The organism is Microbacterium sp. Mcb102 (genome assembly GCF_024519805.1).
Lineage (GTDB): Bacteria > Actinomycetota > Actinomycetes > Actinomycetales > Microbacteriaceae > Microbacterium.
Window position 1 is genome coordinate 1 of record NZ_JALJRG010000001.1, and the last position, 14,327, is coordinate 14,327.

Annotated in this window: 15 protein-coding genes; 6 read left to right on the forward strand and 9 right to left on the reverse strand. The window is 69.2% G+C overall.

From position 1 onward, the window contains the following. Positions 1-222 precede the first annotated feature (222 nt). The 3 genes from OC372_RS00005 to OC372_RS00015 form a co-directional block, all read right to left on the reverse strand. Positions 223-663, reverse strand: coding sequence for a DUF202 domain-containing protein (locus tag OC372_RS00005; protein ID WP_262000564.1), 441 nt, complete (start codon positions 661-663; stop codon positions 223-225). Then, complete coding sequence (locus OC372_RS00010; RefSeq protein ID WP_262000565.1) at positions 660-1,016, reverse strand: YidH family protein; 357 nt, start codon at positions 1,014-1,016, stop codon at positions 660-662. The genes OC372_RS00005 and OC372_RS00010 overlap by 4 nt, the downstream gene beginning before the upstream one ends. Positions 1,017-1,085: 69 nt before the next feature. Next, the gene (locus tag OC372_RS00015; protein ID WP_262000566.1) at positions 1,086-1,736 is read right to left on the reverse strand and encodes an HAD-IA family hydrolase; all 651 of its coding nucleotides are present in this window, start codon (positions 1,734-1,736) and stop codon (positions 1,086-1,088) included. A gap of 70 nt (positions 1,737-1,806) precedes the next feature. Here OC372_RS00015 and OC372_RS00020 point away from each other — a divergent pair, with 70 nt between their 5' ends. Continuing rightward, the gene (locus tag OC372_RS00020; protein ID WP_262000567.1) at positions 1,807-2,949 is read left to right on the forward strand and encodes a DUF998 domain-containing protein; all 1,143 of its coding nucleotides are present in this window, start codon (positions 1,807-1,809) and stop codon (positions 2,947-2,949) included. 3 nt (positions 2,950-2,952) lie between these two features. Here the strand turns inward: OC372_RS00020 and OC372_RS00025 are convergent, their stop codons facing one another. The 6 genes from OC372_RS00025 to OC372_RS00050 all read right to left on the reverse strand — a co-directional run bounded on the left by OC372_RS00025 (position 2,953) and on the right by OC372_RS00050 (position 8,899). Then, positions 2,953-3,873, reverse strand: a complete 921-nt coding sequence (locus OC372_RS00025; RefSeq protein ID WP_197021065.1) for a carbohydrate ABC transporter permease — start codon at positions 3,871-3,873, stop codon at positions 2,953-2,955. Continuing rightward, a complete protein-coding gene (locus OC372_RS00030) occupies positions 3,870-4,805 on the reverse strand; it encodes a carbohydrate ABC transporter permease (RefSeq protein WP_262000568.1) in 936 nt (311 codons plus the stop codon). The genes OC372_RS00025 and OC372_RS00030 overlap by 4 nt, the downstream gene beginning before the upstream one ends. Positions 4,806-4,863: 58 nt before the next feature. After that, positions 4,864-6,180 carry an extracellular solute-binding protein gene (locus OC372_RS00035; RefSeq protein WP_262000569.1) on the reverse strand — a complete coding sequence of 439 codons (1,317 nt, stop codon included), beginning with the start codon at positions 6,178-6,180 and terminating at the stop codon, positions 4,864-4,866. A 40-nt stretch (positions 6,181-6,220) separates the two neighbouring features. After that, positions 6,221-6,913 (reverse strand): PIG-L deacetylase family protein, encoded by a 693-nt coding sequence (locus OC372_RS00040; RefSeq protein ID WP_029263046.1) that lies wholly within the window; start codon positions 6,911-6,913, stop codon positions 6,221-6,223. Then, a complete protein-coding gene (locus OC372_RS00045; protein ID WP_197021064.1) occupies positions 6,906-7,889 on the reverse strand; it encodes a GNAT family N-acetyltransferase in 984 nt (327 codons plus the stop codon). Before OC372_RS00045 ends, OC372_RS00040 begins: the two co-directional genes overlap by 8 nt. Before the next feature lie 152 nt (positions 7,890-8,041). Next, positions 8,042-8,899, reverse strand: coding sequence for a MurR/RpiR family transcriptional regulator (locus OC372_RS00050; protein ID WP_029263044.1), 858 nt, complete (start codon positions 8,897-8,899; stop codon positions 8,042-8,044). A gap of 134 nt (positions 8,900-9,033) precedes the next feature. Between OC372_RS00050 and OC372_RS00055 the strand changes: the two genes are divergently transcribed. From OC372_RS00055 to OC372_RS00075, 5 genes are all read left to right on the forward strand, one after another. After that, positions 9,034-9,930, forward strand: a complete 897-nt coding sequence (locus OC372_RS00055) for an N-acetylglucosamine kinase (protein WP_262000570.1) — start codon at positions 9,034-9,036, stop codon at positions 9,928-9,930. Further along, complete coding sequence (gene murQ / locus OC372_RS00060; protein WP_105709495.1) at positions 9,920-10,855, forward strand: N-acetylmuramic acid 6-phosphate etherase; 936 nt, start codon at positions 9,920-9,922, stop codon at positions 10,853-10,855. The genes OC372_RS00055 and murQ overlap by 11 nt, the downstream gene beginning before the upstream one ends. A gap of 85 nt (positions 10,856-10,940) precedes the next feature. Further along, on the forward strand, positions 10,941-11,606 hold the full coding sequence (locus OC372_RS00065) for an SDR family oxidoreductase (protein ID WP_262000571.1): 666 nt from the start codon (positions 10,941-10,943) through the stop codon (positions 11,604-11,606). 180 nt (positions 11,607-11,786) lie between these two features. Further along, positions 11,787-13,235 (forward strand): glyceraldehyde-3-phosphate dehydrogenase, encoded by a 1,449-nt coding sequence (locus tag OC372_RS00070; protein WP_262000572.1) that lies wholly within the window; start codon positions 11,787-11,789, stop codon positions 13,233-13,235. 42 nt (positions 13,236-13,277) lie between these two features. Further along, a complete protein-coding gene (locus OC372_RS00075; protein WP_262000573.1) occupies positions 13,278-14,324 on the forward strand; it encodes a winged helix DNA-binding domain-containing protein in 1,047 nt (348 codons plus the stop codon). The last annotated feature ends 3 nt before the right edge of the window (positions 14,325-14,327 follow it).

Below are 14,327 nucleotides of genomic sequence, written 5' to 3' on the forward strand. Positions count from 1 at the left end.
CCGCATGCGCCACGGCACACCCCACGTCCGCGGACCCGCCTGGTGGGACCCCACCAGACGCTGGCGCACACCACAACCCCCGACACCACGACCCCCGACACCACGACCCCCGACACCACGAACAACGACCTCGCGAAACGACACGCGTTCTGTTCCGCTGCGGGTGTGAAGAGCTGCTGCGGGTGTGATCTGTCGTTGCCGGGAGGACGAGCGCCAGCCCACTCAGCGAACGAGGAGAGACACCGCGACGATGGCGAGGGAGACGGCGCCGAAGGCGGCGGCGAGCGCCGTCAAGGCGAGAAGCATCCCGCCTCCGGGCATCGCCTCGGAAGAGAGCTCCGCCGGTGTGGAGAGCTCCGCCGGTGTGGAGAGCTCCGCCGGTGTGGAGGAGGAGTGCAGGGCGGCGGTCGTCTGCAGCTGTCGGCGCCGGGCGGCCACCCAGAACGTGCATGCAGCGCCGATGCCGACAACTCCCGGCGCGAGTCCCCACGCAGCCGCGTCGGCCGGCAGCAGAAGGGGGAAGACCCTGAGGGAGACCACCGAGCCGATCGCGATGGCGAGCGCAGTCCGCCGCCACGCGAGTTCCGTGCGCTCCGGCTGCAGTCCCGGATCGAACGGACCCGAGACGAGTGCCCCCGGGGGGATGTGCCCCTGACCGGTCACCGCCAGAGCACCCCCGCCAGGACCAGCAGGCCTACGACCGTCACGACGACCGCGAGCACGACCGCAGAGAAGGCTCCCGGCAGCGGGCGCGACTGGCGCAGGGCGCGCTCCGCGCGCATCCACTCCCACCAGGCGAGGGGCGCGACCGCCGTGCCGGTGATCATCAGCAGCAGTGAGGCCGCGAGGCGGAAACCGGCGTGCAGGTCGAGGCCCAGGACTTCGAGCGCGACGCCACCCGCGATCAGCGCGAGGCCCGTGCGGGTCCACGCGAGGAACGTGCGCTCGTTCGCCAGAGAGAAACGCGGATCGGGTTCTTCGCCGATGCCGAACACCGAGGCGGGGAAACGTCGCATCGCCTCATCGTAGCGGCGGGGTGCGGCGGGGTGCGGCGGGGTGCGGCGCTCGCGGGGGAGCGACCGTCGTCAGGGAATCGTGATCTCGAAGCCGGCCGCGGTGGGGGTCACAGCCACCTGTGAGAGATCCGTGACCAGGACGGTCGGGTTGTGTGCTGCCGCGTGCTTCCCGACGCCGACGACCCGCATGCCGGCCGCGAGACCCGCCTGGATTCCCGCGCCGGAGTCCTCGAACACGATGCAGTCCGCGGGGTCGATCCCCAGCAGGCCCGCGGCACGGACGAATCCCTCGGGATCGGGCTTGGAGGCGGAGACGTCTTCGGCGGTCACGCTGCGCTCGGGGACGGTGAGCCCGGCGGCCTGCATCCGAGCGGTCATGAGGGCGACGTTGGCGGAGGTGACGATCGCGTGCGGGAACGGCTGCAGCGCCTCGAGCAGCGCCCGTGCGCCCGGGATCTCGATCACACCGTCGACATCACTCGCCTCCGTGGCGAGCATGACCTCGTTCTCACGGAGGTTGATGGCATGGTCGCGCTCGGGCAGCATGATCGCCATGCTCTGGTGACCCTGGCGGCCGTGCACGACGCGGAGCACCGTCTCGCGGTCGATGCCGTGCGGCTCCGCCCAGGCGAGCCAGAGCCGCTCCACGACAGCTGTCGAATCGACGAGGGTCCCGTCCATGTCGAGAAGGACGGCGCGGGCGGCGAGAGTCTGGGGCACCCCTCCAGGCTAGTGCGGGGCGGATCGGACGCCTGCCGACTTCTATGATGTGGACCGGGAGGCACGGACGATGAATGCACTCGCGAAGAGAGTCGTGCAGGTGCTGCGGCAGGTGCGGGGTCCCGACACGGCGGATGCCGTGTTCGAGGCGACTGCGCTGATCGTCGGCGCCGGGTTCCTCGTGATCGGCTTCCTCGTCGCGCTCCCGGTGTTCTGGGGACATGATCTGGCGATCAGCGGCAGCGGTTCGATCGGTGTCTTCGCCGCGTTCGGCGGAGCGATCACCGCGGCCATCGCCTTCGCCCTCGGACGCATCGCGGTGCGGCCGGAACAGGTGGATCCGGCCGCGGTCCGCGACGGCTTCACCGTGCCGGGCGATCGACTGCGCTGGTACGACCTCGCCGCCATCGCGTTCGCGCACGCGGCGATCGCCTACCTCGGCTGGCTCGGCGTCGCGGAGCTCCTCGAGCGGAGCTTCACGGATGCGCCGGTGTTCGCCTTTCCCGGCGCGGTGCTGGTGGCGGTCGCGTTCGCTCTGACCGGCTACGTCTCGTTTCTCAGCGCGGTGGCGCTCACGCCCATGGTCCTCTCGCTCGTGCTCGCGGTCTTCCTCGTCGTCGGCGCCTTCGCCAGCATGCTCGCCTCCAGCGACGTGCACTGGTGGCGCGACAACCTGTCGGCGCTCGGGATGAGCAGCAACAGCTCGTCCGTGGCCTTCAACGCGACCCTGATCATCGCCGGCATCATGGTGACGACCATCGCCCGGTATGCGACAGCCGGGCTCCCCGCCGACGATCCCGCCGACCGCCGCGGACGTTTCCTCGTGCGCGGAGGTCTGATCCTCCTGGGGATCTTCCTCGCCTGTGTCGGGCTGTTCCCCGTCGACGAGTTCTTCCTCCTGCACAACACCGTCGCGACCGGCATGACGGTCGTGTTCGGCGTCGTCGTGGTGGGACTGCCGTGGCTCCTGCCCAGCATCCCGAAGGTGTTCGTGGGTTTCGGCTGGGCCTTCGTGCTGGTGATCATCCTGCTGGCCGCATTCTTCGCGGTCGGTTACTACAACCTCACCGCGGTCGAACTCATCGCCGCAGTGCTGATCTTCAGCTGGATCATCGTCTTCCTGCGCACGGCGGGCTCGATCGGAACAGCGCCGCCCGCCCGCATCGACGAGGTCGAGCGGACGGGCGGCACCGTGCCGGGGGCTGCGGCGTGAGCGTCAGCCCTTCACACCACTGGCGGCGATTCCGGCGACGAACACCCGCTGCGTGACCAGGAACACCAGGAGCGTCGGAAGCGACGCGATGATCGCACCGGCCAGCACCACGTTCTGATACTCGAAGCTCATCGTGTAGGACATGAGCCTGTTCAGGGTCAGGACCACCGGGTAGAGCGCCTCCGAACGCAGGATCGAGAGCGGCCAGATGAAGTTGTTCCACGCATAGACGAACATGAAGACGGCGAGCGTGACGATCGCGGGCTTCAGCAGCGGAACGACGAACTGCCAGACGATCCGGAACTCTCCGGCGCCGTCCATCCTGGCCGCTTCGATGAGTTCGTCCGGAATGTCGCGGATGAACTGCCGCATCAGGAAGATGCCGAACGCGTTCGCCAACCACGGCAGCATCACGCCGAGATACGTGTCGGAGAGTCCCATGCTGTTGACCAGGTAGTACAGCGGCACCAGGGTCACGATCGGGGGCAGGAACATCGTCGCGACGATCGACCAGAAGAGTAGATCGCGCCCCTTGAAGGTGTGCTTGGCGAACACGTACCCCGCAAGGATGCTGGTGGCGAGGACACTGAGTGTGCTGCCGCCGGCGATGATGAGGCTGTTCATCATGGACTGCATGAACGGCACCGCCGTCAGCGCGGTCGCGGCCTGATCGAGCGTCGGGTCGGTCGGGAACCAGGTCGGCGGGATCTGGGAGAACTCCGCGGGCGACTTCAGCGCCGAGATCACCAGCCAGTACAGCGGGAACAGCGGCACCAGGGCGACGATCGCCAGCAGCACGTAGAGTCCAGCCGTCGACAGCCGCCGCCGCATCGGAACCGGACGCCGAGAGGCCGGCGCCGTCTTCGGCTTTGGAGCCCGAGGCGGCGTGGAGGTCGGGGTCGAGGTGCTGGTCTGAAGACTCATCGCGTGCGTCCCTTCATGATGATGCCGAGGACCCCGCCGACGGCGATGATCATGAGGAACAGCGAGACCGCGAGGGCCGAGGACTCACCGGCCATGCCGTACTGGAACGCGGTGCGCTGGATCTCGAACGAGACCATGTTGGTCGAGTTCGCGGGCCCGCCCTGGGTGAGGAGGTAGATCGGATCGAACACCTGGATCGAGTTGATGAAGGTCATCAGCACCACGAACACCAGCGACGGGCGCAGCAGCGGGATCGTGATCGACCAGGTCTGACGGACGATGCCCGCGCCGTCGATGCGTGCGGCCTCGTAGAGGTCCTCGGAGATCTGGGTGAGCCCGGCGATGAGCAGGATGACGTAGTAGCCGAGCATCTGCCAGACGTTGAAGATCACGAGCGAGACCAGGGCCCACTGCGGGTCGCTGAGCCATCCGGGTGGGTCTATCCTGACCGCGGCGACCATGGTGCTCAGCGGGCCGTAGCCGGGCGCGTAGATGTTGCTCCAGATGATCACGATCGCGATCGTCGGGATCACATAGGTCGCGAAGAGCAGCACCCGCACGATGCCCTTGCCCTTGAGGCGCGGAAAGTACAGCAGCAGCGCGATCAGCAGGGCGATCGGCACGGTGATGACGATCGACAGCAGCACGTAGAGGGCAGTGTTGCCGAGCGCCTGCACTCTGGTCGCATCGGCGAACAGCCCGGAGTAGTTGTCGAGCCCCACCCACGTCATCTCGGTGATGGGGGTGAACATCGACCAGCGGTGGAAGCTGATCCAGACCGTCATCAGGGTGGGGATGAGGGTGAAGACGCCGATGATGAGCAGCGCCGGGCTGAGGAACAGCGCCGACCAGCGTCGGGTGGAGGCGATGCTCCGGCGCTTCGAGGTGCGCACGACGGGCGGCGCGGCGGCGGGACGTTCGAGGGTCGTCAAGTCAGGCCTTTCGGGAGGATGGCGGGGAGGCGGTCGAGGCCGCCTCCCCGCCGGGGTGTCACTGAGCGGCGCTGAGCGCGGCGTCGACGTCGCGAGCGGCGTTCTCCATCGCCGTCTTCGCATCGACCTGGCCGTTCACGAGTGCCTCCAGCTGTCGCTGCAGGGCATCGGTCGCAGCCGGTCCGCCGAGCACGGTCGGGAACGGGGTCGCGTTCTCCAGAGCCGTCACGTACGACGACAGGAACGGCGTCTCCAGCTCGGCGGCGTGCGCCTCCAGGTCGGAGGAGCGCGTGGGCAGGATCCCCATCGACAGCAGGATGTCGGCCATCGCCGAGGAACCGGCTTCGCCGGAGTCCGGGCCGTTGAGGTAGGTGAGGAACTCCCACGCCGCCTTCTGACGCGCGTCGGAGGCCTTGCCGTTGACCATCGTCATCCAGGAGTACGAGATCGACGAGGACTCATCGCCGCTGGGGCCGACCGGGATCGGCGCGGTGGCGACGTTCTCGAAGTCGTCGCCCATACCGTCGCGGAGCGCGCTCTCCCACCAGTTGGCCATGACGATCATGCCGGTCTGACCGTTCACGAAGGCGTCGAGGTACGGGCCGGTGGTGTTGGCGTTCGCCGTCGACTTCCTGGGGTCGCTCGACCCGTCGGCGACCAGCTTCTCGTACAGTTCCGCCGTCTCGAGGGCTTCCGGGCTGGTCAGCTCGGAAGCCGTGCCCTCCTCGTTCAGGAACGAGCCGCCGTTCGACGCGAGCAGCGACAGGAACGGATGCACCACGCCGGAGTTCCAGCCGGTGATGAGGCCGAAGCCCTGCTGGTCTCCGGTGGTGAGCTTCGCGGAATCCTCGACGAGGGCGTCCCAATCGGCCGGAGGCTCGGCGATGCCCGCCGCGTCGAACAGCGCGGAGTTGTAGTTGAGCTGGTACAGGTCGATCTCGTTCGGGATGCCGTACACGTCGCCGCCGTTGCTCGCCGCCGAGACGACGCCGGCCGGCCAGTTCTCCGTGACCTCGTCGGCGACGTCGGCGGGCGCGGCAGCGGCGAGGCCGTCGCGCACCAGCTCGGGCAGCCACGCGTCGTAGATGCCGACGATCGCCGGGCCGTCCGCCGACGCACCCTGCGTACGCAGGGTCGAGAGCAGGTTGCCGAACGGGACCGCCTGCACCTTGACGGTGATGTCGGGATGGTTTTCGGTGAACGCCGCGCCGGCGGCCTCCAGCATCGCGACCTGGTCCGGTCCCCAGTGCGTGAGGAAGGTGAGTTCCTGGGGGCCGCCGGCATCGCCGGAGCCGCCGGAAGAGCCGGAGCAGCCGGAGAGGGTCAGCGTCGTCGCGAGCCCCAGAGCGGTGACCGCGAGAAGTGATTTCTTCATGGTTCCTTCGTTTCTGTGCGTATCGGGTGGGTGAGGAGGATCAGGGGCCTGCGAGGGTGAACTTCTCGGCCCCCGCAGATCGGAATGCGGCTGCGCGCCGCTCACCGACCAGGCAGCCCTTGACCTGCATGAGCGCGGAGTAGTAGTCGATGAAGCGGAAGCCGTAGGTCTCGCCGCGCGCGAAGGCGTGCTCCTGGATTCCGGTGAGCCAGAGGTCGAACGCCTCGTCGGGGATGCCGAAGAACGTGTCCGCCTCGAACCCCTCCATGTCCTCCCAGTTCTCGGCGTGCAGGATCCGCGGAACGGAATGCCGGGCCGCCTCGATCTCCTCGAGGGGGATGGAGGCGAGGAAGGCGCCGCGGAGGGCCGCCTGCGCCGCGCGCTCGTGGTCCCGGTGCATGGAGTGCACCCAGTGGGTGATCAGGACATCGGGCTTGGTCGCACGGATGATCTCGGCGATCTGCTCGGCGACCGCCTCGTCGTCCGGGAGGAACCCGTCGGAGTAGTCGAGGGTGATCAGCTCAGCGCCGATCGTCTCGGCGAAGAAGCGGGCCTCGTGGAGTTTCTGCTCGCGGTAGACGCTCGGTGCGACCGTCGGATGCCCGCGCTCGCCGTAGGTGCAGTCGACGATGATGGCGCGGCCGCCCTCGAGGACGACCTTGGCGAGTGTGGGGCCCGCCGTCAGCTCCATGTCGCCGATGTGGCCGCCGACCGCGATGACGGTGTTAGACATTGCTCTCTCCGATCTCTGCGCGCAGGATGTCGAATGTGCGGGTCGCGGCGAACCCGGTCTTGGCGTACAGGGCCGATGCGGTCGATCCCTCATCGGCCCAGAGGAACCAGGCGCTGTGTGCGCCGAGGGCGGTCATCCGCTCCAGGGTCAGGTGGAGAAGCGCCTTGCCGAGTCCCGTTCCGCGGCTCTCCGGGAGCACACCGAAGGGGCCGAAGCGCTCGATCACGGACTCGTAGGTGCCGTGCATGGCCCAGCCGAGTACCGTGCCCTCAGGGTTCTTGGCGATGAGGATGCGTTCCAGCGGCAGCCCGCCGAGAACGCCTTCGCGGATCGCACGCGCCCAGTCGGAATTGAAGGCTTCGCCGGCGATGCGGATCAACGGCACGAGGTCGTCGTCGCTCGGCGTTCCGAGATACCACCCGTCGGCGCGCAGCGCTTCGATCCGAGTGCGGACGTCGTCGGGCATCTGATAGCCGATCAGTGAACGGTCCATCGCGCTCGGACGCTCGATGCGAGAGAACCCCAGCGATTCGAGCAGTGCCGACGCGGCGGGGTAGCGGGCGGTATCGAGACCGGGCAGCACGTAGTTCGGCGTGTACGCCGAGAAGACGACCTCGGTCGCGCCGTGCGAGCGGAGCCAGCCGATCGCCTGGGTCAGCAGGCTGCGCCCGAGACCGTGTCCGCGCTGCTCGGGGACGACGAAGAAGAACGGGATCCACCCGGTCTCCGGCTGGAGATCGCCGGCGTCGTGTGCGATGCGGCGGCGGACGGCATAGGCCGCTCCGACGATCGCGCCGTCGCGCTCGGCGATGAGGAGGCCGTCCGCATCGAAGTTCCGATCGAGCAGGACCAGATCGCGCAGTCGTGCGGGCGTGATCCCGTCCTGCGGGGCGGATCGGGTCCAGGCCTCGGCAAGAGCAGCGCTCTCACCGGGTCGGAAGGGGCGCACCATCGTGGTGCCGTGCTCATACGTCAACGTCGTCGTCCTCTCGCCTTCGGGTGTGGCCAGTATGGCAACAATGTTCAAGAAAGTCGAGAGATACGTAGATCGTTTACATCACGGAAATATGACGATCTCGCCGCCGGTCGCCGTGGGTGTCGAACCTGGGGGAGGAGGCCGGCGCGAGCTCAGTCGCGGAGGGCGCGGGTGGCCTCGCGGGTCCGGCGCAGCGCGTCGACGGTTTCGGCGAAACGGCGCTTCGCGATGCCGACGAACAGGCAGTCGACGAGCGCCAGCTGCGCGATCCGGCTGACCATCGCTCCGGCGCGGAAGGTGGATTCGCGCACCTCGGTGAACAATGCGTGATCGGCGGCGCCGGCGAGGGGGGAGTCCTTGGCCGACGTGACCGCGATGGTCGCCGCGCCGTTGGCACGCGCCGTCTCCAGGAAGCGCACCGTCTCCGCGGTGGAGCCCGCATGCGAGAACCCGATGGCGACCGTGGGGGAGGTCTGCAGGACGGTCGCGGCGATCGCTTCGTGCGGATCGGAGGGGACGTGGGCATTCCTGCCCACGCGAAGGAGCTTGTGTGCGAGGTCTTCTGCGACGAACTGGCTCGCCCCGATGCCGAAGATCAGGATGCGGTCGGCGCGGTCCACGGCGTCGATCGCTGCCTCCAGTACGTCGAAGTCGAGTCGGGCCACCGTCTCCTCTATCGCGAGCAGTTCGAGAGAGGCGAGTTTGGACACTGCTTCGCTGAGCGTGTCCTCGTCGGAGATCTCGGACCCGAATGCGCCCCGCGCCGAGAACTGCGCCGCCTCCTTGCCCAGCTCGGTCGCGAGCGCCATGCGTAGCGGCGCATAGCCGCTGAATCCGATCGCGCGGCAGAACCGTACGACCGAGGCCACGGAGGTGTGGCACTCCTCGGCGAGTTCGTTGATGGTCATGTCGATGACGACGGACGGATTCTCCCGAATCGCTGCGGCGACGCGGGCGAGAGACGGGGGCAGCGTCGCGGCCGCTGCCTCGATCGTCGACTGAATGCTCATCCGCTTCCTCCAGAGATGTGGGATTCTCAGTATGTCGTGGGCCCCTGCGCAACGTTGGGTAAATTCTTTTCAGTAAGTCTAGATCCGATGTAGACTCTTTCCGAACTGTTGTGAACATCACAGCGAGGAGAAAGATGAGTAGCGCCCCGACGGCCGTAGCGATCGACCTCGGCAAGACACGTTGCCGCGCCATGGTCGACGCCGAGCAGCGCGTCGTACGCTCGGGCATCGGCTCCCCGGGGCTCGCGACGCCGAACGGCGTCGAGGACGCCGTCGCGTCGATCCTTCCTCTGCTCGACCCGGACGAGGCACCCGAACTTCTCGGGGTCGGCGCAGCCGGCGCCTGGGTCGCACCCGACGCCGCTCTGGCGCTCGCGGCCGCTCTCGCCGCGTCGGTGCGGGCGCGCGTCGCCGTCGCGTCCGACGTCGTCACCGCCCACGCGGGCGCTCTCGGCGGTTCGCCCGGAGTGCTGCTGATCGCGGGCACCGGCGCTGCGGCACTCGGCGCCGACGCAGACGGCATCCGTCTGATCGACGGCTGGGGGCCCGACATCGGCGACCTCGGCAGCGGATCCTGGCTCGGCCGCGAAGCGGCCAGAGCCGTGCAGCGGGCGACCGCCGGGCTCGGACCCGATACGCGACTGAGTGAAACAGTCGCCGCGAGCATCCTTCCCGCCGACGACGTGGTCTCCTGGCTCGCCGAGGACGGATCGGTCGCTCGGCGTCTCGGCTCCCTGGCGCCTCTCGTGCTCGACGCTGCGGAGACCGGTGACGACGTCGCCCACCGGATCGCGACGGAAGGCATCCGCCTGCTCACCGCCACGGCCGTCGCCGCCTCGTCACTGACTCGCGACATCGCGCTGCACGGCGGCCTCACGGATCACGCCTGGTTCCGAGACAGCCTCATCTCCTCGCTGCACGCCGCCGGACGCCGGGTGATCCCCGCCGCCGGCGACGCCCTCGACGGCGCGCTGCTGATCGCACGCCGCACCGATCTCCCTCACGAAAGGTTCGTCCACCGTGCCGAATGACGACTCCCGCCTCGCCTCCCTCCTCTCCGTACTGGAAGGCCTCGGCACCGAGGCATCCACGACCGAGCGCGGGGATCTCGACCTGTTGAGCACGGCCGAGCTCGTGCATCGGATGAACGACGAGGACCGGCGGGTCCCCGAGGCGGTCGCCGAACGGGCGGACGAGATCGCGGCGGTCGTCGACGCGATCACGGAGCGGTTCCGGCGCGGCGGTCGGCTCATCTACATCGGGGCCGGCACGGCAGGCCGCATCGGCGTGCTGGATGCCAGCGAGTGCCCGCCCACCTTCGGCACGGACCCCTCGATGGTGGTCGGGCTGATCGCCGGCGGCGAGATCGCGATCCGTTCGGCCGTGGAGAATGCGGAGGACGACGCGGAGGCGGCAGGTGGATCCCTGCGTGAACTCGGACTCTCGGCCGACGACACGGTGGTCGGCATCTCGGCTTCCGGCCGGACGCCGTATGTCGTCGGCGGGCTGAACTACGCCCGCAGCGTCGGCGCGTTCACGGCGGCGATCGCCTCGAACGCGGACTCCGAGATCGGTGCCGCCGCGGAGGTCGCCATCGAGGTCGTGACCGGACCGGAGTTCATCTCCGGATCGACGCGGCTCAAGGCCGGCACCGCGCAGAAGCTCGTCGTGAACATGCTCACGACCCTGTCGATGATCAAGCTCGGCAAGACCTACCGCGGGGTGATGGTCGATCTCCTCGCCACGAACGAGAAGCTCCACGCGCGCTCCATCCGTACCGTGTCGCAGCTCGCCGGCGTCGACATCGACGTCGCGGCCGCCGCGCTGCAGGGGGCGGACGGCTCGGTCAAGCGCGCCCTGCTGATGCTGGCGGTCGACGCCACACCGCAGGCCGCGGCATCCGCGCTCGATGAGGCCGACGGGGTGCTCCGCGACGCGATCGCCGCTCTCGCCTGAGGGGAGCGGCCGGTGCCGTCGTGATGTGTCTCGGCCCCTGCGCGGGCCGCGCCGAGCCCGGGAGTCGGTCCGGTAGCGTGGCCGGATGCCCCTCGCCCTGATCACCGGCGCCGCGCGCGCGAACAGCATCGCCGCCGGCATCGTCCCCCGCCTGCGTGCGGCCGGCTGGACCGTCGTGACGAGCGACCTCCGCGACGCCGACCACCTCGCCGACCTGTCGACCGTGGATGGACCGGAGGCCCTGATCGCCGAGGTGGTGGCCGCGCACGGTCCGATCTCCGCGCTCATCCTCAGCCATGCGCACGACGTGCAATCCGGCATGCTCGACACCACGGCCGAGAGCTTCGACCTGCACGTCGCCGTGAACGCACGGGCGAGCCTGCTGCTGATCGCGGCGTTCGCGCGACAGGTCGGCGACGACGGGGGAGTGATCCTCGCCCTCACCAGCGACCACGTGACCGGAAACCTCCCCTACGGCGCATCCAAGGGCGCTCTCGACCGGTTGGTCATCTCGGCTGCCCGCGAGCTCGGTCCGCGGGGCATCTCGGCGAACGTGCTGAACCCCGGACCCATCGACACCGGTTGGATGGACGACGAGACGCGCACGGAACTGGCCGGGATGACGCCGCTCGGGCGACTCGGACGGCCCGCCGACGTCGCGGCCGTGGTGGAGTTCCTCGTGTCGGACGAGGGCCGCTGGGTCTCGGGACAGCTGCTCAAGTCGGACGGGGCATTCTCGGCGCAGTACTGACCGAGCGTGACGGGGTGCGGATCTCCATGACGAGGGGAGACCGCCGGCGATCCGCAGCCGGTGCGTGCCGCCGATTCGGCTCGTCATCTCGCGGCTTGTACGCTGGTGGCATCCCCCGATCCACCCGGCACATTCGCGCGCCGGCGATCTCGGCGCGCGCTCACACATGCAAGGACGCAGATGAACGATTCCGCGGCACACCGCGACGACTGGGCTGAGAGCGAAGAGCTGGCGGAGCGGATGATCCCGCTCATCGGGGCGCTTCGACGCGAACACGATGTGGTCACCTCGCTGCACGGGCACCGACTGCTCGGGCTCTCGGCGACGGGACTGGTCGAGGTGCACGAGCGCGTCGCCCAACTCGGGCACGAGCGGCTCCCGATCGAAGACACGCTCGCCGTGCTCGAGGCGATCCACGCCCTCGCTCCCGGCGCCTCGTCGCTCGACGTCGCGCGCCTGGTCGCGGGGCACGCCGAGAGCGGCCGGCCTCTGGACGACTACCTCGCCGAGGAACTCGCACCCGCCATGGGGGCCGTCGCCGCCGAGCCCACCGACGTGGTGCTCTACGGCTTCGGTCGCATCGGTCGCCTCCTCGCCCGCATCCTCATCGCCCACACCGGCGGCGGCAGCGGACTGCGGCTGCGCGCCATCGTCGTCCGCCGCGGGGCGGAGAACGACCTCGCCAAGCGCGCCTCTCTGCTGCTGCGCGATTCGGTGCACGGCCGCTTCGCCGGCTCCGTCACCGTCGACGAGGAGGCCGAGCAGATCATCGCGAACGGCACCCGCATCCAGGTGATCTACTCCGACGACCCGGCATCCATCGACTACACCGCCCACGGCATCCACGACGCGATCGTCGTCGACAACACCGGACGCTGGCGCGACGAGGAAGGCCTCTCCCAGCACCTGCGCTCGACGGGCGTCGCCCGCGTGCTGCTCACCGCACCGGGAAAGAGCCCGCTCAAGAACATCGTGCACGGCATCAACGACGAGACGATCGCCGCCTCCGACCGCATCCTCTCCGCGGCCTCCTGCACCACGAACGCCATCACCCCGGTGCTGGCGGCGATCGACGAGGCGTACGGCGTCGTCAAGGGGCATGTCGAGACCGTGCACTCGTTCACGAACGACCAGAACCTGATCGACAACTTCCACAAGGGCGACCGCCGCGGTCGCTCTGCGGTGCTCAACATGGTCATCACCGAGACCGGAGCCGCGAAGGCCGTCGCCAAGGCGCTGCCGCAGCTGGAGGGCAAGCTCACCGGCAGCTCGATCCGCGTACCCACCCCCGATGTGTCGCTCGCGGTGCTGCACCTGACCATCGAGCGCCCCGCCACCAAGGAGCAGGTCAACGACTACCTGCGCCGGGTCTCGCTGCACTCGAAGCTGCGCCAGCAGATCGACTACGTCGAGAGCCCCGACGTCGTCTCCACCGACTTCGTCGGCTCGCACCGCGCCGGCATCGTCGACGGCCTCGCCACGATCGCCGACGAGGACACCCTGATCCTCTACGTCTGGTACGACAACGAGTTCGGCTACTCGTGCCAGGTGATCCGCGTGCTCGAGGTCATGGCGGGCTCGCATCCGATCGTGCTGCCCGAGCGCCGCGAGGTGACGCTGCAGGGTTGAGCTCCTCTGCGCCGCGTCGGTGGTGCCCGGCATGATGGGGGCATGAAGACCGCGACCCTGCTCACCGAGCGTCTCCGATCGCATCGGCTGAGCGCGCCGACGCGCACGGTGACCGATGCGGCGCATCACATGCTCGCGGTGCAGAGTCAGGACTTCACCGCGGGGCGCTGGGCGCTCGCCGCGCGTACCCGCGGGCCGGTGCGTCTGCGCGACGTCGACCGTGCGTTCGACCGCGGCGACCTCGTGCGGGCGTGGACCATGCGCGGCACGCTGCACACCGTGCCGGCACGCGACCTGGGCTGGATGCTCGAGGTCACCGCCGCCCGACAGCGGCAGCAGGCGGTCTCCCGTCACCGTCAGCTGGGCATCGACGACAGCATGGTCGCGACGGCGGTGCGCGCGCTGACGCCGCAGCTGCGCGACGGTGGCCGCACCCGCGCCGAGGTGTTCGAGATCCTCGAGGGCGTCGGCATCGACCCGACGGGGCAGCGCGGCATCCATCTGCTCTTCACCCTCACGATCGACGGCCTCATCTGCCAGGGGCCGGTCGCCGCGCGGGCGGGCATCACCAGAGACCAGAGGTTCGTGCTGGCCGAGGAGCACATCCGCGAGCACACCCGCCCGGCAGACCCACTCGCCGAGCTGTTCGTGCGGTACATCGACGGACACGGACCGGCGGCCGTCGCCGACTTCGCGTGGTGGTCGGGACTCACGCTCGGACAGTCACGCGAGGCGGTCGAGCGCGCGGCAGGGCGGGTCGACGAGGTGGACGAAGGGCTGTTCGTGTCGCTCCAGCGTCCGCGGCGCGCGACGGGTGCGACGACGGTCCACGCCCTCCCCGCGTTCGACGAGTACTACATCTCCTACGCCGACCGCACGACCGTGTGCGCGCCCGAGCACCTCGCGATCGTCGGTCCGGGTAAGAACGGCATGGTGCGCGCAACGATCGTCGAACAGGGACGCGTCATCGGATGCTGGACGCACGCGAGCGCGACCCGCGACCTGCCGCCGGAGCTGTTCGTGGAGCCCGCCGAGCCGGCAGCCGTGGAGGCCGCGCTGGCGCGATTCGCCCACTTCGCCGGCGACTGAGCG